The organism is Pseudomonas sp. BF-R-26 (assembly GCF_019947395.1).
Lineage (GTDB): Bacteria > Pseudomonadota > Gammaproteobacteria > Pseudomonadales > Pseudomonadaceae > Aquipseudomonas > Aquipseudomonas farris.
Map to the genome: position 1 here is coordinate 341150 of NZ_JAGYGK010000007.1, position 21307 is coordinate 362456.

Below are 21307 nucleotides of genomic sequence, written 5' to 3' on the forward strand. Positions count from 1 at the left end.
TTGCCGCGCCTTCACAGCGCGCCGAGCAGCTGATGGATGGTGTCGAGGTCGTCCGGCTTAATCCGGTAAAGCTGCGCCGGCCCTTGCTTCGCGACTGGGCTGTGTTGCGCCGGCGTGCTGATCCCCAGCTCGCCGAGCAGTACCGCCGATTTGGCCGGCGAGATTTCCCCCAGGGTAACCATCGGCGCCACCAGGCTTCGGCGATACAACCTGGCCGCGAGGACACCGGTGGCGGTATGCGGGTCGATGACGTAACCGGTGTCGCGATACAGCGAGGTGATTTCCTTCAGCGTCTCCTCATCACTGACCGCGTAAGAGTCGATGATCATCCGCGCCTGCAACCAGAACTCGTTGGCGATGCTCATCTCGCCGCTGGATTCGAATGCTGCCATCAGCGCGCTCACAGCCTGATCGTCATGCCCGTAGAGCTCCCAGAGAAAACGTTCCAGGTTAGAAAAGATCGACAGGTCCATGGCCGGCGACAAGGTCTTGTTGGCTCGCAACCGGGAGTAGTGGTTCTTCAGAAACAACTGATGCAACGCGTCATTCTGATTGGTCGCAACGATCATCTGGGTGATCGGCAAGCCCATTTTCTGCGCGATGTAACCGGCATAGACCTCGGCAAAACTCGCGGCTGGCACGCTGAAACCGATCGGACGCTGCCCCCCTCCCAGTTGCAGCACGGCGTGGAAATAAAACACCAGTTGCGCCAACACACTGACCCAGTTGCTGGAGTTGAAACTGATCGCCTCATGTTGAGTGCACGGCCACTGCCGGAACAGCCGAGTGACGATGGTCTGGCACTCGTCGAAGCTGCCATTCACTGCGAACTGGTGAACCTTGGGATGCGCCACCGCTTGCAGGTGCTGGAGTTGGTCTTGCGGTACACCTGCCTCCGGGTAAAACACCACCACGACTGTTTCGTCGCAGTGTTTGAATGCCTCGATGGCCGCCAGCCCGGTATCGCCGTTGGTGGCACCGATCACTATCCCGCGACGCCCGCGTTTGTGCAGAAAGTATTGCACCAGCCGAGCCTGCAACTGAGCGGCAAAATCCTTCGAAGAGCGGGTCGGCCCATGGAACAGCTCCAACACCCATTCGTTGCGATCTACCTGATGCAAAGGTGCCAGGGACCGATGGCTGAATTGGCTGCCAGCTTCCTTGAGCAAGCATTTGAGGTCCGCCTCGGGGATCGTCTCGCCAACAAACGGACTCATCACTCGATAGGCCAGTTCGTCATAGGGCAACGTCGACCAGTTGGCGATGTCCTGCGGTTCGAACAGTGGCAATTCGAGCGGCACGAACAACCCACCGTCCTCGGCAATCCCTGACAACACGACCCTTTCGAAATCGACCTGAACGGCCGAATTTCGGGTACTTACATAGCGCATGGTTGGCTCCCGGCCATTCATTTGAAACGATGTGCCTGCTCGACCAGCCAGGTGGAAAACATGACCGCGTCGGGGTGCTGGTCGGCCCCGGAACCGCGTACGAGGTAAAACGACTCGCTGGCTTCGATGCGCTGGTCGAAGGGCTCGATCAGTCGCCCGTCCTGAAGCATTTCATCAACCATCGAGGACCGGGCCAGGGCAATCCCCTGTCCCAACTCAGCCATGCGCAAGGTGGAAATCAGTGTGTCGAACTGCATGCCGGTCGACGAATCGACGGTATCCGCACCGACCATGTTCAACCAGTAACCCCAACCCTCTTCATAACCCAGGACATGCAACAACGGATGGTGCGCCACGTCCGCCGGCACCGTCAGCGGCGAACTCGCCATCAGGGCTGGCGAGCAGACCGGAAACAAGGTGTCCCAAGTCAGGCGCTGCGACACCAGGCCGGGCCATTGACCATGGCCCCAGCGAATTTCCATGTCGTCCTCACCATCCAGTTCCTTGACCCAGATGTTGCTGATGTAGCGGATGTCGACCTGTGGATGGGCCTGGCGAAAGCCCACCAGCTTGGGCGCCAGCCAATGCACGAAAAACGCCAGACTGCCGCGCACCTTGATCGGCCGGCGTTTGTGCTGGCCAAAAATTTCGTTGGTCCCCACCGCCAGTCGAGTGATCGCATCCTGCACAACCGGCAGATAGGCCTGTCCTTCCTCGGTCAGCCCCAAGCCACGGGGCAAGCGCTTGAACAGCGCCACCCCCAGATGGCTTTCCAATTGGCGGATCTGCTGGCTTACCGCACCCTGGGTCAAAAACAGTTCTTCGGCGGCGTGGGTGAAGTTCAGGCAACGGGCGGACACCTCGAATGCCCGCAACCAGTTCAATGGGGGTAACGTCTTTTGCTTCATGGTCTGAACCTCAATGACGCCCCCTCCACCGAGCACGCTTGCCCACCCCGTCGACAGTGCCTAGTACGCATCGGAAGGTTGTGCCAAGGGGGTAACCGACAAGCGTCGCTCGCGGCTTTTGCGGGTAATGTAATACACGAAATAGCACCAGGCGATGAATGGCAAACCGAAGTACAGAGCTACCCGCTGTTCAGGGTCGAAAGCAATCCCGACACACGCCAGGCTGCAGCAGACCAGCGCCCCCAGTGGCACCCACGGATAACCCCGGACGCGGAACTTAAGATCGCGGACATCGCCTCCATTGGCGACATAGTGACGGCGAAAGGCAATCTGGCTCGCGGCAATGCTCATCCACACCACCACCACCGCCAACCCGGAGATCGACACCAGTGCCAGATAGATGGTATCGGCGGCAAATACGCTACTGAGCAACGATGCGGCGCCACCGGCCATGCTGACGATAATGGCGTTGAGTGGTGTGCCCATGCGGGTCAGGGCCGAGAACTGCTTGGGCAGGTGACCTTGGTCACTCAGGGTCCAGAGCATCCGCGAAGCAGCGTACAAACCGGAGTTGGCAGCCGACAACAAAGCACTGATGATCACGAAGTTCATGATGTCTGCGGAGTACGGAATCCCGATGTAGGTGAACACGGTGACGAATGGACTCTCTACGAGACCGGCCTGTTCACGGGGTAACAAAGTCGCCAGGACAAAAATGGTCCCCACGAAAAAGATTGCCAGGCGTAGCACTGTAGTGCGAATGGCACGCGGCACATTACGCTGGGGGTCCTTGGTTTCACCCGCGGCGATGCCGATCAGTTCAGTGCCGGAGAACGCAAAGGAAACCGCCAGTAACGTCATGGCAATCGGCATGAAACCGGTAGGGAAAAGCCCCTCGCGAGTGAAGTTGCTCAGCCCGATACTGTGAGCCTGATCGATATGCAGCAGGCCGAGAATCGCGCCACCACCGATTAGCAGAAACACCACCACGGTCACTACTTTGACCAGTGATAACCAGAATTCGGTCTCAGCGAACAAGCGCACCGATATCACGTTGGTCAGAAACACCAAGCCTGCGAACAGCGCACTCCAAATCCATACCGGTGTATCCGGAAACCAACGCGCCATCAAAATACCGGCGGCGGTAAATTCAGAGCCGATTGCCACAGTCCAGGTCAGCCAATACAACCACGCCACGGTGTAGCCGGTGCCGGGTCCGAGAAAACGCGTAGCGTAGGTGCTGAACGAACCCGTTTCCGGCATCTGCACCGCCAATTCGCCCAAGCACATCATGACCATGTAAACCATGAGTGCGCCGATGATGTAAGCGATGACCGCACCCAACGGACCGGCCTGGTTAACGGTGTACCCGGACGTGAGAAACAGCCCGGTACCAATGACGCCACCCAATGCCAACATGACAATATGGCGCGTCTGCATTTCCTGTTTAAAACCGGTATGTGTGTTGAGTTGTTCTTCTTTTATGGACATGGTTGCTCTCATGAAAGTTGTTAGGGCGCGCATTAACGTCTGCGATGAGTTACGGGGCAGAGTCAAAACAGGTCGCCACTAGTTTTATTATTATTTCCACTTCATGAACGCCTCACTAACGGCCTTGTCGTGAGGTACCAACGTTAAAACTTCAGCTTGCTGCCTCGATGCACGTTTTGTTGTTTGAGTGCTGTGTGTTTGCCTGTGCCAGCTCATCGCGCGAACACCTGACAAAAGCGAACGCCTGCTTCAAATCGTCGAGCAGATCGTCAGTGTCTTCAATGCCGACCGAGACCCGCACCAGTCCTTCGGAGATACCCAGAGCCAGTCGTTCCTCCAGCGTGTTCTCGACATGGCTGGTGGTCCGGGCCGGGCCGTAAATGGTTTCCACTGCACCGAGATTGCCCGCGCAGTGGGCGAATCGCAGACGTGGCAAGAGCACCTTGACCGTGTCCATCCCACCGGCCAGAACAAAACTGACGATGGCGCCGAAGCCGGACATTTGCGTGCACGCCACAGCGTGGTTCGGATGACCGGGCAAGCCGGGATAATTGACCGACTCCACCAACGGTTCGGTGCAGAGGAACTCCGCCAGAGCACAGGCACTGCGTTGCTGTTGACGCATGCGCAGCACCAGCGTTTTCATACCCCGGATGATCATGTAGGCCGAGAACGGGTCGAGTGTCGCACCGTTGATTTCCCGATAATGACGAACCTTGGCCATCAAGGATTCGCTGCCGCACACCAGGCCGCCAAGCACGTCGCCATGACCGCTGAGGAACTTGGTCGCGCTGTGGATGACCACGTCCACCCCTAACGCCAAGGGGTTCTGATTCAGCGGCGTGGCAAAGGTGTTGTCCGCCACCACCACGGCACCGACGCGCTTGGCCGCAGCCACCAAACGCTGGATATCGAGTATTTTCAGGGTCGGGTTAGTCGGCGTTTCCAGGTACACCAACTGGCAGCCTTTGGCAATTTCACGCTCGATCTCCTCGTGATCGAACGTCTCGCACAAGGTCACCTCAACGCCCGTGCGCGGCAGGAATTCTTCGAAAATCTTGTTGGTGCCACCGTAGCTGTCCTTGGTCGACACCACACGATCGCCATTGGCCAGGAAGGTGAAAAGTACACTGCTGATCGCCGCCATTCCGCTGCTGAAGGCCACGGCGGACTCGGCGATTTCCAACTCGCGAATTTTTGCTTCGAGGGTCTCGACCGTCGGGTTGCTCATGCGGCTGTAGATAAAGCCCGGCGTCTTGCCCAACGCAACGTCGTACCAGACGTCGATGTCGTCATAACCGTAAGCGGCGCTGACCACGATCGGTGTTTGAGTGGCGTTGTAGGGGTGCCTGACTTGCTCCCCACCCCAGACCGCTCGGGTCCCCGCTCCGGCGTTATCCAGCCCTGCTTTGTCAGGTTTGTTGTTCATTAAGACTACTCGCACTGAGGGTGGTGAGTGTTTAGTCATTCACCAGATCTGGCGACCAATATATTGAAAAGCGGTAAGCCCGAGAAACGATGTTATCGGTGCCAAAGGGCTGCTTTTTTTAATGGCTGAACGTATTAAGCGATGGCGAAGAATTTTTTCAGGGCCTGTTTTTTCGGTCTTTGTCGACCGCGACCCGCGGCATGCGCCACATCACCCACAACTGTCGATCACGTGTTGGACGGTGATTGCGGAGTATCGGGATTAAGTTGCTGACGCCTGAATTGCCCGGGTGGCTGGCCATGTATCTGGCGAAAGCGTCGGGAGAAATAAGCCTCGTCAGCGAAACCGCACAACCTCGCCACCTCCCCCACCGGTCGTGTCCCATTGAGCAAATAATTGCGTGCCGCGTGCATCCTGCGTTCGAGCACCAGCTCAGTGAAAGTCTTGCCGATTTCCTTGCGCAACCAGTGCGTCAGATACGTCGGTGACAGGTAGGTCGCAGCAGCCACCTTGATCAGGTTGAGATCGGGGTCGGCAATATTCTTGCGCAAGTATTCGGACATCCTGCTCAGCGCGTCGCGCCGGCTTACTTCGGCGGCATTCTCTTCGGCCAATCGTTTGAGCGGCTCGGCATACAAGGCACACACGCTCCCCACCAGTTGCAGCAACAACCCCTTGAGCATCTCGCGAGTGCCAAATTGACGGTTCTCATCCAGGACTCGCATCTGTTCGATCAGGGCACAGACTTTGCTGAAATCTTCATCGGCCAGAATGAAATCCAGATGCTCCTGAAAGCGAAACGGCGACAACTCCGGCGCCAGCAGAATCGAGACCTCCTCCAGATCCATCGGGTCGCACTGCAAATGTGGCAGCAGGAAGGTCTGGGAAAAATTGATCACCATGAAATTGCTGTCTTCCGGATGCGGAATCACGTGCACGCGATGCGGCAGGATGAAGGCCAGCGTATTGCGCGGAAACGGGCGTTCGACATTGCCAATGTGCTGCACGGTATCACCACCGAGGTTGACCTGGATCTGGAAATACTCATGGCGATGCGGGCTGGTTTCGGCGCGCCTGCCCTTTTTGTCGCGGATGTAAAAGTCCGTCAATTCGCTGCGTTGCTGCATGACGTAAGTGGGTACTCGACTCGGTGACGACATCGCCTGAGGATCCTCGACAGGTACATGGGCAGGTTGTCGTCGCGCCGCGATGCAGGCGGCGACCGCGGTGATTGTGAAGGCAGACACCGCTGGCTTCAACATGTCATAGGATGACAATGAAATACAGAGAACTAATTTTATCCATGTGTGTTGTGTCGTCTGTCCAAAAAACAACGCGCACACAAAAATAATTAAGCGATTAAAAACAATAACTTATGAACAATATGAGGCAGAACCAAGGAAATGAGCTGATTTTATTTTTCTTGGACACCTGCATTATTCGCCTTTTTCAGGAGAAAAAACGATCTAACGCCTCCGTTGATTTTGAGCAGTTGTACGACCACTGTGACAATCAATGCAGCCCGACCCTTCCAAAAACAATCAAAAGGTGCGCTCGTGATGAACCTGTTTTTTTCCCTCGCCAACCCTCCCCCGATCCAGCCAGTCCGAAGGCGTATCTGAGCGCCTGACAGCGGCTGTCCGCGCCTCTCATTCAAGTAGCGATTGCTCTGCCCCGGGACTGGGGGCATCGGCTTCGGCTGCGCGCCAACATCTCGATTCTTCTAACAATAAAGAGGTCTACTCATGTCGAACTCGCAAACCTCCCCGTCCACCGCGCCGTCGGTGAGTGCCGGCATCCAGGACGCTCTGCTGCCTCAGCGACTGCCGACGCGTCGGCGCTGGTTCATGCTGTCGTTGTTGCTGATTGCGACCATCATCAACTACATCGACCGCGTAAACATCTCGATTGCCGCACCGTTCATGGCCAAGGATCTGGGCCTGGACAAGATCGAAATGGGCCTGATTTTTTCCGCGTTTGCCTGGACCTACGCACTCGCCTTGGTCCCCGCCGGATTCATCGCCGATCGCTTCGGTTCCCGGTTCACTTACGGGGTGTCGCTGATCAGTTGGTCGACAGTCACCGTGTGCCAGGGCTTTGCCACTGGGTTCGCTTCGCTGTTCGGTCTGCGTCTGGCCGTCGGCGCCATGGAGGCTCCAGCGTTTCCGGCCAACAGCCGAGCGGTCACGGTGTGGTTCCCGGCCCGCGAACGGGGCCTGGCCAGCAGCATTTACGTGTGCGGCCAATATCTGGGCACGGCACTGTTTACCGGCGTGTTGTTATGGCTGGCCACGACCTATGACTGGCGCCATGTGTTCTACAGCACCGGGATACTCGGCATTGTGTTCGGTGTGATCTGGCTCTACGTGTACCGCGATCCGCTGAGCTGCAAGAACGTCAGCCAGGAAGAACTGAAGTACATCGAAGCCGGGGGTGGACTGGTCAAGAGCAGTCAGGAGCGCACCCGGTTCAACTGGCGGCAGATCGCCGAGCTGTTCAGCTATCGGCAGATCTGGGCGATTTGCATCGGCAAGTTCGCCAGCACCTCGGCGTTGTACTTCTTCCTGACCTGGTTCCCGACGTACCTGATCGAAGAACGCAAGCTGACCATGATCAAGGCCGGGATCTTCGCCGTGCTGCCGTTCGTGGGTGCAACGGTCGGCATTCTGCTGGCCGGCATCGTCTCCGACCTGCTGATACGCCGTGGTTACTCAATGTCCTTCGCTCGCAAGTTGCCATTGGTGGTCGGATCGATGCTGGGTATGTCGATCGTGCTGGTGAATTTCACCGACTCGAACGTGATTTGCATTGCCGTGTTGACCATCGCTTTTTTCGCCCAGGGAATCGCTTCGTCGTCGTGGGCGGCCGTATCGGAAGTCGCGCCCAAGGAACTGATCGGCCTGACCGGCGGGGTCACCAGCCTGGCCGCCAACATCGGCGGGATCGTCACCCCGATTGTGATTGGCGGCATCGTCCACGCGACAGGTTCGTTTGCCTACGCCTTCTGGTTCATCGGCGGCGTGGCGCTAGTCGGTACCTTGTCCTATTCGTTGCTGCTCGGTCGCTTGTATCGCATCGAACTCAAGGCGCGCTGAGCCAAGACACCGTTTTTCTCCAACACGAGGCGGCATTCGTCCAACTTCGCAAAAGATTGCCGCCGTACGCTGACGCTTCTAACAGGACGACTACAAAAATGACGATGACCGAGTACGTGTTTACCCCGGATCTGCCCGTGACCTTGCCGGTTGCCGGCAGCCAGCAGCGCTTTCCCGTTGGCCGGGTATTTTGCGTCGGCCGTAACTACCCCTGGCCAGATACCCAAGGCCAGTCCCGCCAGCCGCCAGTGTTCTTTATGAAACCGGCGAGCAACGTGGTGGATGCGACGGGGGAAGTGACTTTCCCGCCGTTGACCGAAGAGTTTGTCCACGAAATCGAATTGGTCGTGGCCATCGGTGAAGGTGGCGCCAATATTCCGGAGAGTCAGGCGCTGGCCTATGTCTGGGGCTATGCCGTCGGTCTTGATCTGACCCGTCGGGATGTCCAGCGTGCGGCCAAAAGCAATGGTTTGCCGTGGGAAGGTGCCAAGGTGTTCGACGGTGCCGCGCCGATGACCGCCATCGTACCGGTGACTCGAGCGGGACACCCGGACGGCGATTTGTGGCTGAACGTCAACGGCGAAGAGCGCCAGCGCGACAGCCTCGACAGCCAGATCTGGTCGGTCAGTGAAATCATCAGCCGCATCTCGCAGTCGGTAGCGCTCCGGGCCGGTGACCTGATCATGACCGGCAGCCCGGCAGGCGTCGATGTGCTGCAACCGGGCGACATCATCAACGCCGGGATCGACGGCATCGGCCAACTGGAAATGCGCGTCGGTCAGCGACCTTGAACCGGCACACGCCCTCGTGAATTGAAAAAAGAGATAACAACATGAACAGTCCTCTGAAAGTGGCCCTGGTCACCGGCGCCGGTAGCGGAATCGGCCGCGCTGTGGCCCTGGGCCTGATGGCCGACGGATTCACCCTGGTGTTGGCCGGACGCCGGCCGGAGCCGTTGCAGGCCTTGGTCGAATGGGCGGTCAGCGAGGGACACGAAGCCTTGGCGGTGCCCACTGATGTGCGCGACCCGGCCAGTGTCGATGCGCTGTTTGCCACCATCACGGAGGTATACGGACGCCTCGACGTGGTGTTCAACAACGCCGGGGTCAACGCCCCTGCCGTGCCACTCGATGAGCTGACGTTCGAGCAGTGGCGAAACGTGATCGACACCAACCTCAACGGCGTTTTCCTCTGCGCCCGTGGAGCTTTCGGACTGATGCGCCGGCAACAGCCACAGGGCGGACGCATCATCAATAACGGCTCGATCTCGGCCCATACCCCACGACCGTTCAGCAGCGCCTACACCGCCAGTAAACACGCGGTACTGGGACTGACCAAATCCCTGGCCCTGGACGGGCGCGAATTCAACATCGTCTGCAGCCAGATCGACATCGGCAACGCCTTGACCGACATGTCGGTGCGCATGACCAAAGGCGTTCGCCAGGCCAACGGCACCATCGCCGTGGAGCCGATGGTGGACGTCAAGCATGTGGCCGATGCCGTGCGCTACATCGCCGGCCTGCCGCTGGAGGCGAACGTCCTGAACATGACCGTCATGGCCAGTGCCATGCCGTTTGCCGGTCGCGGTTAAACCGGCCTTTTATTCCGTTACGCGAGGTTTACATGAAGCCAGAAGTCTTGCAGCTCAGCCCGATCCTGATCCCTGAAATCAACGCGCGGCTCGATGAGCTGTTCACCATCAGACGTTACTTCCAGCAGGCCGACAAGCAGGCTTATTTGCAGGCACACGGCGCGAACATTCGCGGGGTGATCACCGGCGGGCATACCGGCATCAGCCAGGCGCTGATGGCGCAATTACCCAAACTGGAAGTGGTGGCAGTCAATGGCGTCGGTACCGATGCGGTGGACCTGGCTTACGCCCGGGATCGCGGGATCCGCGTGACCGCGACTATCGGCGCGCTGACAGAGGATGTCGCCGACCTGGCCATCGGATTATTGATTGCCGTGTGCCGGGGTCTGTGCACCAGTGATCGTTACGTGCGTTCGGGCCAATGGCCCCATAGTCCGACACCGTTGGCACCGTTGCCGTTGGCGCGTCAGGTGTCGGGCATGCGCATCGGGATCGTCGGCATGGGCCGGGTCGGCCGTGCAGTGGCAACTCGAGCCGCAGCGTTCGGCTGCCCGATCAGCTACACCGATCTGCAACCAATGAGCGACGTGAACCACACCTTCATCGCCGACTTGAACCAACTGGCCCGCGACAGTGATGCACTGATTCTCGCGGCCGCCGCCGACAAGGCTGAAGCCATCATCAATGCCGAGGTGCTGCAGGCGCTGGGCAAGGACGGGTATCTGATCAACGTGGCGCGGGGCAAGCTGGTCAACGAGGTCGATCTGGTGGCGGCGCTTGCCGCTGGTGAGATCGCGGGTGCGGCGCTGGATGTGTTTGTCGATGAACCGAACGTCCCCGAGACACTGTTCGGCAACGAGAACGTGGTGCTGCAGCCCCATCGCGCGAGTGCGACGCTGCAGACCCGCACGCGAATGGGAGAGATGGTGGTGGCGAGCCTGGTGGACAGTTTCGCCGGGAGAATACCGCAGGGGTCTGTGACTGACTGAACGTTGGCCGCCGAGGAGACGTTGCGTCCCCTTGGCGGCCCGGTGTCAGGCAAACAGATCGACGCCCAACTGGAAGGCGACCCACAGTGCGAGGCCTGTAGCAAAGGGCGGAGTGATCTTCGGGCGGAAAAAGGCGCGACGCATGGAGGTCGGGAGTTGGCTCATTCCGACCTCCATGGTTTGGCGGTCATCCATAAAACGTAGCGCAGTTTGCCTGTCGTTGACGTGATCAAAGGAATCGCCGATCAGACAAATCTGCTGGCACTGAATGCCGCCATCGAAGCCCTGTCATGCCTTCGTCACACCCACCAAGCACAATGCGGTCAGCCAAAAGGATTTGGCCCCATCGACAGTGAGCCCGGCTACGTGCAGGTTTTTTTCGTTCCAGCGACATGCTTTTCACGAAGTGCTCACAGAACGAAGCGCAGATTGAACGGACAAAAGGATTTGACCCCATACAGAGAGCCCGCCATCCGCGGGCTTTTTGTTGTCAGACATTCCCGCTGCTAAGCTCCCCACTCTCTCGAGTGGAGTCGAAGCTATGCCCTCCCCCGAATACTCCCTCCGATGTTCTTGAACGCCTGCATCACAACCAACTAGCCCTAGAGGCTGCGCTGTTGGAACTGACCTTATTGGTTGAGAGCCAAGACGTCCCGCCTGCAACACCCTTTTTTAGACTCTGTGCACATGCAGTCCAGAGGCTGCACGCGCTGTTCGGCATTAGTGGGGCTGGATCTGAGTGTTTTCGGGGGGAGGCGCAGCAAAAATCAAAGAAGGACTTTTCTTTGGACGAAAAAAAATGGACCTCTTTTCAGAGATCCATTTTTTAATGCTTGGAGCGGGAAACGAGACTCGCATCTAGCGTCCGACCCATTGAAATATAAGGGGTTTCTTTTCTTGCCGAAGCAGGAATGGACTTGATTCTGGACTTGTTTTCAGAGGGTATCAAGAGCACAAAACGAACAACTCCAAGCCACGCTATTGGCTTCTACCCATAGCCAATCGGACAACCGATCATCAAGTTGGTGGCCCAATTGTTCAGGATCAACAGGAGCCGCGCCCTCCCGAAAAAACGACCCGACCTCCCCACTCACCTGCCAACTCAAGTCTAAACGTTCCGATAGAGCTCCAGCAGAACCTCCAGCGGGTGCCTCAAGGCTTTGTTAGAAAGGCGTTTAACTTGGCTGCGACACGAGTAGCCGGTACAAAGTGCCTCGCCTGGCATGTCCTCAGCAAGCTTACGCTTCCATGACTGGCCGAAAATAACCCGTGAGGTCTCCTGATTGCGTGATTCGTGACCATAGGTGCCGGACATCCCACAGCATCCCGTTGCTTCAACAATCAGCTCTAGATTCATACGCCGGAAAACTTCAACCCATTGCTTGCTGCTCGCAGGCACATTGGTCTTCTCAGTACAGTGAGCCAGTAATCGAAATGTTCCAGACACCTTGCTAGCAGGACCTTCGGTCACGCAACCCAGCAGCCACTCCTGAGGCAACTCGACCGTGGGAACCTTCGTCAACCCCGGCACCCTTGAATACTCCTGGCGGTATACCAGTGTCATCGCGGGATCCAGGCCGACCAGACGTACACCCGAGTCACTCAAGGCCTGAAGCTGACCGGCATTTCGCACAGCTGCTTTGTTGAATGCCGCAAGAAATCCCTGCACATGAAGCGGCTTACCGTTGGGGCTGTACGGTGCGACAAAGACTTTAAACCCGATGCGTGATGCCAGTTCGATAAACGATGCCAGCAAGGGGGTCTCAAAATACCGGGTGAAAGCGTCTTGCACGACTATCACGCTTTTACAGGCCTGAGCAGGACTCAGCATTGCCAATCGTTCGGGGTTGCCGGTTCGACATTCCAGCGATTCAGAACAACCTGTAAGTCGAAACGACTGAGCAACGGGCTGTCGACCATTCCCGCTTTTTCAATCAACCAGCGCTTCACAAGCGGCGCCGCCATCAGCTTGTTGTACAGACCGGGAACCTTGGCGAAGTAAGGAATGCTGAACTCCAGCGAACCAATCAGATAGTCACGTAAAGGCCGAAGATAACGGCCATGGTAAAGCTCCAGAAACCGTGAGCGAAATTCAGGAACATTGACCTTGATCGGGCACTGGCCCGCGCATGATTTGCAGGCGAGGCAACCGGCCATGGCTTCATACACTTCGTGGGAGAAGTCTGCGCTACCTTGACGTTGTGCCCGACTGTTGCGCCAGCGCTGCGGTAGACCTCTGAGAAAGCGTGGGTGTCGCACTGATGTTGAAAGGACGTCAACACCTGCATTCCCTTGCAGACGCAACCATTCACGTATCAACGACGCTCGCCCCTTCGGCGAGTGCTGCCGCTGCCACGTGGCTTTCCATGAAGGGCACATTGCATCGTTCGGGTCGTAGTTGTAGCAAGCGCCGTTACCGTTGCAATGCACCGCAGATTCGTAGCTGTTCCAGACACGCTCATCGATCTGGCGGTCAAAATCGCCACGCATGACAGCCTCATCGATTTTGATCAATGACTCGGTGCTGTCCAGCGGCGTGGCAATTTTTCCGGGGTTGAATTGGTTGTAGGGATCGAAGGCAGACTTTACCGCTTGCAAGGATGGATACAGCTCACCGAAAAATGCCGGGGCATACTCAGAGCGAATGCCTTTTCCATGCTCTCCCCAAAGTAAGCCACCATAGCGTTGCGTCAGCGCTGCCACGCCATCGGAAATAGGCCGAACCAATGCGGCCTGCTTAGGATCCTTCATATTCAGTGCGGGGCGCACATGCAATACACCGGCATCGACATGCCCGAACATTCCATATTGCAAACCAAAACTGTCCAGCAATGCACGAAACTCGGCGATGTAATCCGCAAGGTTTTCAGGCGGGACTGCCGTGTCCTCAACAAAAGGCTGAGGCCGAATCTCGCCCTGTACGTTGCCCAGCAAGCCGACCGAGCGTTTGCGCATCGCATAGACTTGCTTTACGGCCTCTTCACCCTGCGCCAAGGTGTGACCGAGACGCTCTACGGTTTGATCCGTATGCAAATGCTCAATGAACACTGCCACCCGGCCTTCGACTTCCGATATGTCGTCTCCACTGAATTCGACCAGGTTAATGCCTAATGTCGGACGATCAGGATCTCCTGGGAAATATTCAGCGACGCTGTGCCAGACAATGTCTTTCATTGCCAGCATCAGCACTTTCGAATCGACTGTCTCAATCGACAACGGTTTATGCTCGATCAGCGAGCGAGCATCACGCAATGCATCCATGAAACTTGCATAGCGCACATTCACCAACACCGAGTATTCGGGAATGGGTAAAACGTTCAACAACGCCTCGACCACAAAGCCCAATGAGCCTTCGGCACCACACATCACATTGTTGAGGTTGAAACGCCCGTCTTCGCCACGGATATGTGCAAGGTCGTATCCGGTGAGACAGCGATTGAGTTTAGGAAACCGGGCCTCAATCAGATCGGCCTTGTCGGCGTGAATATCTCGCACGACTCGGTGAATCTCTCCAATCCGGTCATCCCGGGCACATTCACCTTCCAGTTCATCCTCATCCAAAGGCCGAGAGTGAAGATGTTCACCGCCAAGCAGAATACTGTGCAGTTCAAGCACATGATCCCGGGTCTTGCCATAGGTGCAGCTGCCTTGTCCACTTGCATCGGTGTTGACCATTCCGCCGATAGTTGCCCGATTGGAAGTGGACAGCTCTGGAGCGAAGAACAGTCCATGAGGCTTGAGCGCAGCATTGAGCTGGTCTTTGACAACGCCGGCCTGAACCCGTACCCGCCTGCTCACTGGGTCGATTTCCAGAATCTTGTTCATGTGCCGCGAAAGATCAACCACGATCCCATCGGTCAGGGACTGCCCATTAGTGCCCGTGCCTCCGCCTCTCGCCGTGAGTTTTATTCCGCGAAAAGCAGGTGCAGCCAAAAGCCGTGCCACACACGCCACGTCGTCTTGATCCAAAGGAAAAATGACGGCTTGCGGCAAGCGCTGATAAATCGAATTATCCGTCGCCAAGACTGTGCGACTGGCGTAATCGGTTCCCGCTTCACCCTTGAACCCCTTCGTTTTCAAGGTCGCAAGAAAATCACTGTAGTCAGGTGTTGTCAGGCTCGGTGGGAGCTGGGCAATCATTGAAGAAGTCTCACGAAGACGGGGGCGACAACGCCAACCACACCAGTACAAGAAGCAAATTGCACTGGGGTGGATGACGTCCGATGGCTTTAAGAAAAGTATTCCGATTATTCGCCGAGGTAGGCTTTCTGCACTTGTTCGTTGTGCAGCAATTCGTCCGCCTGCCCTTCCAACGCAATACGACCACCGTCAATCACATAGGCGCGCTGACAGGTCTGGAGAGCGAGTTTCGCGTTCTGCTCCACCAGCAACAACGTGACCCCGCCCTTCACCACTTCACGAATGGTCTCGAAGATTTTTTGCACAATGATCGGTGCAAGCCCCATGGATGGCTCGTCGAGCAGGAGCAACTTGGGTTTGCCCATCAGGGCCCGGGAAATAGCCAGCATCTGCTGCTCGCCGCCTGACATGGTGCCGGCAAGCTGGAACGCCCGCTCCTTGAGCCGGGGAAAGATGCTGAACATGCGCTCGATGTCGGCTTCGATGGCTGTCTTGCCGTCAGTGCGCGAAAAGGCGCCCATTTCCAGATTCTCAATGACCGTCAATTTGGGGAAAATGCCCCGCCCTTCAGGCACCAGTGCCAAACCTTCACGTATCAGGTCATAACTCTTGATCTTTGAATGGACTTTGCCATCAAAGGTAATTTGTCCTGCGGTCGGCGTCAGCAGTCCGGCAAGCGTCTTGAGCGTCGTGGTTTTACCGGCACCGTTGGCCCCGATCAAGGCGACCATCTCACCCTCGCCCACATGAAAGTCCAGCCCCCTGATGGCCTGAATGGCGCCATAGGAAACCTTGAGATCGTTTACCTGAAGGATATTTTTCATGTTCAAGCCACCGTCTCAGTGCCCAAATAAGCCTCGATCACCCGAGGGTCTTTCTGTACCTGCGCAGGCAAGCCGTCAGCAATCTTTTTGCCGAACTCCAGAACCGTAACGTGATCGCATAGCCCCATGACCAGCTTCACATCATGCTCGATCAGCAGAACCGTCTTTCCATCGCCCTTCATCTTGCACATCAACTGACGCAGGCCTTCGGTTTCCGAGGCATTCATACCGGCCGCTGGCTCATCCAGGGCGACCAGCAACGGCTCAGTTGCCAGAGCCCGTGCTATCTCCAGCCGACGTTGATCACCGTACGAGAGGTTTTTTGCCAACTCACCTGCGAACCGACCAATGCCGACGTAATCGAGCCAGTAATGCGCCGCCTCATGAATCTCACGCTCCTCCTGGACACAACGACGGGTACGCAAGATGGCGCCGAACACGCCACTTTTCGTCCGAACATGACGACCGATCATGACGTTCTCCAGCGCCGTCATGTTGTGAAACAGGCGAATGTTCTGAAAGGTTCGGGAGATACCGGCCTCAACCACTTTATGGGGCTTGTTGATACGCAGCGGCTTGCCATTGAAATTCACCTTGCCTTCCTCGGCGCGGTACAAGCCGGTCAATACGTTGAACAACGTCGTCTTGCCTGCGCCGTTCGGACCAAGCAGGCCACGTATTTCGCCGCGGTTGATACTCAGGTCGATGCCATGCAAGGCCTGTAGCCCGCCAAAAAACTTGCTGACTTTATGCAGCTCCAGCAGTACGTCGCTCATACCTTATTCACCTCTTTCAGTCTGAACTCGGCTGTCGCTGACTCAAGATGCTCTATGCTGCTATCCAGCGCAGGTGCCGGAACCAATGGCTCGCTTTCATCTTCATGCAACTCGGCACGGCGGCGGTTCGATGGCCAAAGCCCCTCTGGCCGGAAACGCATGACGAGGATCAATGCAAGACCGAAGACCAGCATCCGCAGCGTTGAAGCATCGAGAATATTGCGCAGCACTTCGCGACTGATGAAGGTCACGTTGTCCATCACGAATGGCTGCACCCAGTTCACCAGATCGCGGAACACCTCGGGCATGATCGACAAAATCAACGCGCCCAACACCACACCGCGGATCGAGCCCATGCCTCCCAGCACCACCATTGCCAGCACCATGATCGATTCCATGAGCGTGAATGATTCCGGGCTCACAAAGCCCTGATAAGCGGAAAACAATGCACCGGACACGCCACCGAACGTCGCCCCCATCGCAAAGGCCAGGAGCTTGAGGTTGCGCTTGTTCAGGCCCATTGCCTCAGCGGCGACTTCGTCTTCACGCAACGCCATCCAGGCACGACCGATGCGGGACACTTCCAGACGCTTGGATAAAATAATCGAGAGGATGACGACTGCCAAAAAGAACAGGTAATAGCTGATGACGGGTGAAACCTGTAAACCGAACAGGCTCCATTTTGTCTGCAAGGACAGGATGGCATCCGGTGCATGCCCGCTCGCGTAGCTCCAGGCGCCGGCATCGATGTGCAATGGGGCTATCCCGGAAATCCCCTGCGGACCGTTGGTGATGTTCACCGGCTGGTCGAGGTTGTTCATGAAGATCCGGATGATTTCGCCAAAGCCCAGCGTGACGATCGCGAGATAGTCACCGCGCAACTTGAGCACCGGTGCGCCAATCAGAACACCGCATATTGCTGCAATGACAGCGGCTAACGGGATGATGATCCACAGGGGCCAGTTCAATACCCCCTCGGCCAACCCCGTCATATTCAGATGTGGAGACGAGAGCAACGCATACAGATAGGCGCCAATGGCATAAAAACCGATGTAGCCCATGTCCAGCAGACCGGCGTAGCCGATCACGATGTTCAGCCCCAGGGCCAACAGCACATAGAGCATGGCAAAACCCAGGATGCGTACCCAGGTCGGCCCGAGAAACGGTATCGCATCGACCACAAATGGCAGAGCGACGAATGCCAGCACGAGCAATGCGTATTGAGCGTAATTATTCTTCATGGCGTAGCCTCCTAAGCGCGGTCGGCCTGGCGTTCGCCCATCAGACCGTTAGGTCGGAACAGCAAGACCAGGATGAGCACCATGAACGCAAAGATGTCCTGGTAATTCGCACCCAGGAATCCTCCCGTCAATTGACCGGTGTAACCCGCAGCGAGAGACTCGATCAGGCCCAGCAAGATCCCTCCCGCCATGGCTCCGAAGAGGTTTCCGATCCCCCCGAGTACCGCCGCCGAAAAGGCTTTGAGTCCAAGCAGCAATCCCATGTAGGCGTCAGCCTGACCGTAGTTGACTGCGCGCATGACACCGGCCACAGCGCCCAGTGATGCACCGATGACGAAGGTGGCTGAGATAACCCGATTGATGTTGATACCCATCAAGCCGGCTACTTCCTGGTTCTGTGCCGTTGCCCGCATGGCTTTGCCAAGTCGGGTCTTGTCCACCAGCACCCAGAGGGCAAACATGATGACGACCGAGATAATCATGATGCTCATCTGGATATTGGTAATGGTGGCGCCAAACACTTCGATAGGCCGGGTTTCAACGACTTCGGGAAAGGTTTTATAACCGCGCCCCCAAATCATCATCGCCATATTTTGCAGAAAAATGGAGATACCGATCGCCAGGATCAGTGGCGTCAAACGAGGGGCTTTGCGCAACGGTCGGTAGGCGAATTTCTCCATACCTTGTGCCATCAGCATGCAGACGACAGCTGCAATCATGATTGCGAACATGAGCGTCAATACACCAGGTGCAAATCCAAACCCTGCCAGCATGGTCAGCACCGAAATCGTCACCATTGCACCGACCATTACGATCTCGCCATGGGCGAAGTTGATCAGACCGATGATGCCGTAAACCATGGTGTAGCCCAGTGCCACAAGGGCGTAGATACTACCGAGCACCAGACCATTGAGGATCTGCTGCAACAAGATACTAAGATTGGCGTCCACTTGGTGAATCCTCAAAGCTGCGTTGTATTCACCGGCGATCACTTGCGAGAGCACGCGATGAAACTCATGGCAGATCAGAAAAAAGTCTTCTTGTTATTGTCGCGGGCCGTGGCGGCCCGCTTATAGTTCTAGGTGTTGCTAAAACTTACTCGCGCTCGACCGCCAGGGTTTTCCATTTGCCATCTTCAAACTGGAAAACCGTCGCAGCCGCATTTTTGAGATTGCCGGCGTCATCGAATGCGATGGTGCCGGTGACACCTTCATAGCTGGAGCTTTTCAGAACGGGCAGGTAAACGGCAGGATCGTCTGATTGCGCCTTGACCATTGCATTGATTGCAGCCCAGGTAGCGTCGTAAGCAGCTGGCGAGGACTGCACCACGCCCATGCCAAACTTGTCCTTGAGTTTTTGTTCGAAGGCGGCGCCCTTCGGCATGTCCTGTAGCGGGGTCCCGTAGTTCCAGGCGTAAGCACCTTCGGCAGCACTGCCGGCCATTTTTTTGAACTCGTCATTAGGCAGGTTGCCGATGTTCATGAACTTGGCTTTGATGCCCAGGTTCTTCATCTGCTTGGCCATCGGCGCCGCTTGATAATCCAGGGCAGCAAAGAACACTGCGTCCACCTGTTGCGCTTTCGCAGTCGTCAGAATGGCGTTGAAATCGGTGGCTTTGTCGTTGGTGTATTCACGCACCACGACATTGCCGCCAGCGGCCTTGACCGCCTTGTTCACTTCATCCGCCAGGCCCTGGCCATACGCAGTGCGGTCATCAAAAATCGCAATGCGTTTGGCGCCGAGTTTGTTGACCAGGTAGTTGCCGGCATAACGCCCCAAGGTCGCGTCATCATTGACGACACGGAAAACGGACTTGATGCCTTGCTTGGTCAGCGCAGGGTTGGTGGCCGAAGGCGAGATTTGCGGAATGCCGGCGTCGCCGTAGATTTTCGAGGCAGGAATACTGGTGCCCGAGTTGTAGTGGCCGATGACCACCGCCACCTTGGCATCCACCAGTCGCTGGGCCACCGCCGTGCCGGTGCGTGGGTCGGCCACGTCATCTTCGGAGACCAGCTTGAATTCGGCCACCTTGTCGCCAATTTTCAGCTTTTGCTGGTTGGCTTCTTCAATGGCAATGCTTACGCCATGTTCAACATCCAGGCCCTGGTGGCCGGAAGGCCCGGTCAGTGGCCCGGCAAATCCGATCCGGACCTGCTCGGTGTCCGCAGCAGTAGCGATCCCGACACTCAGCGCTGAAGCCATGGCCGCAGCGAGTGCTGTGAAGATCAGGTTGTGTTTACGCATATACCCCTCCCAGAAATCATCGGACAAACGAATTGAGCACGTTGGCGTGCAAGTCTTCTTTTCCACGTCTGAAGCCCTGTCACGGCGGCCAGACTTTATTCGGGACAATCTCACTGCATTGCACAGCCGCCACCGGCGACCGCACTTGTAAGATAACAGTCAGCAGGCAACTGTCAATTGGTATATGATAGGCGTCAGCGAAAATGAGGAAGAAGAATTTCAGGAGGATAAAAAAACGCACAAATCCGACGCGTTTTCATCGGTTAGATGGGACGCTCGCACCATGTGAGGTCAGTTGTTTGATAACATACGGGAAGCAGTCATCCGCCCGGATCATCGGCCTTTTGATGAAATAAACAGAGACTTTGCATTTATTTGACGAGGTCCGTTCAGCTGGTCAACCATTCATCTTCCGTGATGAGCAAATTTGTTCAGGAGCAACACAAATGGACGCGACAACTGGTACACGCAGGGAAAATCTTGCAGAGACGGTTATCCGTGAATTGTCTAATCGTATTGATATAGGCACATACGGTCCTGGCGAGAAGCTGCCTTCCGAACAGGCGTTGTGCAAAGAATTCAACGTCAGCCGGCCGGTCATCCGTGAGGCAGTCGCTTCGCTGCGCTTGGGTGGTCGTCTGATCGCACGTCAAGGCGTGGGGGTCTTTGTTGTCGAACAGGACGTAAAACGCATCGGTTACGCACTCAGCACGGCTGTCGACGACGTTCGTGCGGCGGCGCAAGTGCTTGAGCTGCGCCTGGGCATCGAAACCGAATCCGTTGCACGAGCCGCCGAACGCCGCAGCCCGACCAGCATGGCCGACATAACCCAGGCCTTCGACCGCTTCAACGCACTGGACGGAACCGATCTTGAAGAAGAGGCCAAGGCCGACTTCGAGTTTCACCTGGCCATTGCACGGGCAACCAACAACCCTCACTTCACCCAGCTTCTAGAGGCACTGGGGCCGGACATCATTTTCGACCTGCACCTCAAACACGGGCAATCCACAGGCAAAAGCCGTCAGGCACACATCAAGAAAATCGGCCGGGAACACGGTGCGATTCTTTCGGCAATCACCATGGGCGATATCAACGGCGCCCGCAACGCACTGCGCAAGCACCTTGAAGAAAGCCTGTCGCGCTATCAGCGCCTGGTACAGAGCGGAGAGTGATCTCCGCCCTGCTGTT

General features: G+C 56.8%; 15 protein-coding genes and 2 pseudogenes. 6 read left to right on the top strand and 11 right to left on the bottom strand.

Annotated features, from left to right (window positions below):
• Window positions 1-11: 11 nt before the first annotated feature.
• The 5 genes from thrC to KGB18_RS12915 form a co-directional block, all read right to left on the bottom strand.
• Window positions 12-1391 carry a threonine synthase gene (gene thrC / locus KGB18_RS12895; RefSeq protein ID WP_223570039.1) on the bottom strand — a complete coding sequence of 460 codons (1380 nt, stop codon included), beginning with the start codon at window positions 1389-1391 and terminating at the stop codon, window positions 12-14.
• 17 nt (window positions 1392-1408) lie between these two features.
• Entirely contained in the window at window positions 1409-2299 is an 891-nt protein-coding gene (locus KGB18_RS12900) for a LysR substrate-binding domain-containing protein (RefSeq protein ID WP_201062227.1), read from the bottom strand.
• Window positions 2300-2359: 60 nt separating this feature from the next.
• Window positions 2360-3790, bottom strand: a complete 1431-nt coding sequence (locus KGB18_RS12905) for an amino acid permease (protein ID WP_201062228.1) — start codon at window positions 3788-3790, stop codon at window positions 2360-2362.
• A 151-nt stretch (window positions 3791-3941) separates the two neighbouring features.
• Window positions 3942-5219, bottom strand: a complete 1278-nt coding sequence (locus tag KGB18_RS12910) for a cystathionine gamma-synthase family protein (protein WP_223570040.1) — start codon at window positions 5217-5219, stop codon at window positions 3942-3944.
• Window positions 5220-5446: 227 nt separating this feature from the next.
• Entirely contained in the window at window positions 5447-6379 is a 933-nt protein-coding gene (locus tag KGB18_RS12915; RefSeq protein ID WP_223570041.1) for a helix-turn-helix transcriptional regulator, read from the bottom strand.
• A gap of 585 nt (window positions 6380-6964) precedes the next feature.
• Here KGB18_RS12915 and KGB18_RS12920 point away from each other — a divergent pair.
• The 5 genes and pseudogenes from KGB18_RS12920 to KGB18_RS12940 all read left to right on the top strand — a co-directional run.
• Window positions 6965-8314: an MFS transporter gene (locus KGB18_RS12920; RefSeq protein ID WP_123356819.1), complete on the top strand. Its 1350-nt coding sequence runs from the start codon at window positions 6965-6967 to the stop codon at window positions 8312-8314.
• Window positions 8315-8412: 98 nt separating this feature from the next.
• Complete coding sequence (locus tag KGB18_RS12925) at window positions 8413-9105, top strand: fumarylacetoacetate hydrolase family protein (protein WP_201062231.1); 693 nt, start codon at window positions 8413-8415, stop codon at window positions 9103-9105.
• A 41-nt stretch (window positions 9106-9146) separates the two neighbouring features.
• Window positions 9147-9905, top strand: a complete 759-nt coding sequence (locus KGB18_RS12930; protein WP_223570042.1) for an SDR family oxidoreductase — start codon at window positions 9147-9149, stop codon at window positions 9903-9905.
• Window positions 9906-9937: 32 nt separating this feature from the next.
• The gene (locus KGB18_RS12935) at window positions 9938-10894 is read left to right on the top strand and encodes a 2-hydroxyacid dehydrogenase (protein ID WP_201062233.1); all 957 of its coding nucleotides are present in this window, start codon (window positions 9938-9940) and stop codon (window positions 10892-10894) included.
• A gap of 216 nt (window positions 10895-11110) precedes the next feature.
• Window positions 11111-11179, top strand: a pseudogene (locus KGB18_RS12940) (methyl-accepting chemotaxis protein); the annotation flags it as partial.
• 823 nt (window positions 11180-12002) lie between these two features.
• Here the strand turns inward: KGB18_RS12940 and KGB18_RS12945 are convergent.
• The 6 genes and pseudogenes from KGB18_RS12945 to KGB18_RS12970 form a co-directional block, all read right to left on the bottom strand.
• Window positions 12003-15034: pseudogene (locus KGB18_RS12945) on the bottom strand (FAD-binding and (Fe-S)-binding domain-containing protein).
• A 107-nt stretch (window positions 15035-15141) separates the two neighbouring features.
• Complete coding sequence (locus tag KGB18_RS12950; protein ID WP_223570043.1) at window positions 15142-15858, bottom strand: ABC transporter ATP-binding protein; 717 nt, start codon at window positions 15856-15858, stop codon at window positions 15142-15144.
• A gap of 2 nt (window positions 15859-15860) precedes the next feature.
• A complete protein-coding gene (locus KGB18_RS12955; RefSeq protein ID WP_223570044.1) occupies window positions 15861-16634 on the bottom strand; it encodes an ABC transporter ATP-binding protein in 774 nt (257 codons plus the stop codon).
• Entirely contained in the window at window positions 16631-17875 is a 1245-nt protein-coding gene (locus tag KGB18_RS12960) for an ABC transporter permease subunit (RefSeq protein WP_223570045.1), read from the bottom strand. The genes KGB18_RS12955 and KGB18_RS12960 overlap by 4 nt, the downstream gene beginning before the upstream one ends.
• A gap of 11 nt (window positions 17876-17886) precedes the next feature.
• Window positions 17887-18825, bottom strand: a complete 939-nt coding sequence (locus KGB18_RS12965) for a branched-chain amino acid ABC transporter permease (RefSeq protein WP_317850976.1) — start codon at window positions 18823-18825, stop codon at window positions 17887-17889.
• Window positions 18826-18970: 145 nt separating this feature from the next.
• Window positions 18971-20119, bottom strand: coding sequence for a branched-chain amino acid ABC transporter substrate-binding protein (locus tag KGB18_RS12970; protein ID WP_223570047.1), 1149 nt, complete (start codon window positions 20117-20119; stop codon window positions 18971-18973).
• Window positions 20120-20565: 446 nt separating this feature from the next.
• Between KGB18_RS12970 and KGB18_RS12975 the strand changes: the two genes are divergently transcribed.
• A complete protein-coding gene (locus KGB18_RS12975) occupies window positions 20566-21291 on the top strand; it encodes a FadR/GntR family transcriptional regulator (protein WP_223570048.1) in 726 nt (241 codons plus the stop codon).
• Window positions 21292-21307: the final 16 nt, after the last annotated feature.

What these genes read in the sequence shown, in the direction of transcription:
- KGB18_RS12920 (WP_123356819.1), top strand. Translation starts at nt 6,965, where the DNA reads ATGTCGAACTCGCAAACCTCCCCGTCCACCGCGCCGTCGGTGAGTGCC.
- KGB18_RS12970 (WP_223570047.1), bottom strand. Translation starts at nt 20,119, where the DNA reads ATGCGTAAACACAACCTGATCTTCACAGCACTCGCTGCGGCCATGGCT.
- KGB18_RS12910 (WP_223570040.1), bottom strand. Translation starts at nt 5,219, where the DNA reads ATGAACAACAAACCTGACAAAGCAGGGCTGGATAACGCCGGAGCGGGG.
- KGB18_RS12900 (WP_201062227.1), bottom strand. Translation starts at nt 2,299, where the DNA reads ATGAAGCAAAAGACGTTACCCCCATTGAACTGGTTGCGGGCATTCGAG.
- KGB18_RS12925 (WP_201062231.1), top strand. Translation starts at nt 8,413, where the DNA reads ATGACGATGACCGAGTACGTGTTTACCCCGGATCTGCCCGTGACCTTG.
- KGB18_RS12955 (WP_223570044.1), bottom strand. Translation starts at nt 16,634, where the DNA reads ATGAGCGACGTACTGCTGGAGCTGCATAAAGTCAGCAAGTTTTTTGGC.
- KGB18_RS12935 (WP_201062233.1), top strand. Translation starts at nt 9,938, where the DNA reads ATGAAGCCAGAAGTCTTGCAGCTCAGCCCGATCCTGATCCCTGAAATC.
- thrC (WP_223570039.1), bottom strand. Translation starts at nt 1,391, where the DNA reads ATGCGCTATGTAAGTACCCGAAATTCGGCCGTTCAGGTCGATTTCGAA.
- KGB18_RS12950 (WP_223570043.1), bottom strand. Translation starts at nt 15,858, where the DNA reads ATGAAAAATATCCTTCAGGTAAACGATCTCAAGGTTTCCTATGGCGCC.
- KGB18_RS12905 (WP_201062228.1), bottom strand. Translation starts at nt 3,790, where the DNA reads ATGTCCATAAAAGAAGAACAACTCAACACACATACCGGTTTTAAACAG.
- KGB18_RS12960 (WP_223570045.1), bottom strand. Translation starts at nt 17,875, where the DNA reads ATGAAGAATAATTACGCTCAATACGCATTGCTCGTGCTGGCATTCGTC.
- KGB18_RS12915 (WP_223570041.1), bottom strand. Translation starts at nt 6,379, where the DNA reads ATGTCGTCACCGAGTCGAGTACCCACTTACGTCATGCAGCAACGCAGC.
- KGB18_RS12930 (WP_223570042.1), top strand. Translation starts at nt 9,147, where the DNA reads ATGAACAGTCCTCTGAAAGTGGCCCTGGTCACCGGCGCCGGTAGCGGA.
- KGB18_RS12975 (WP_223570048.1), top strand. Translation starts at nt 20,566, where the DNA reads ATGGACGCGACAACTGGTACACGCAGGGAAAATCTTGCAGAGACGGTT.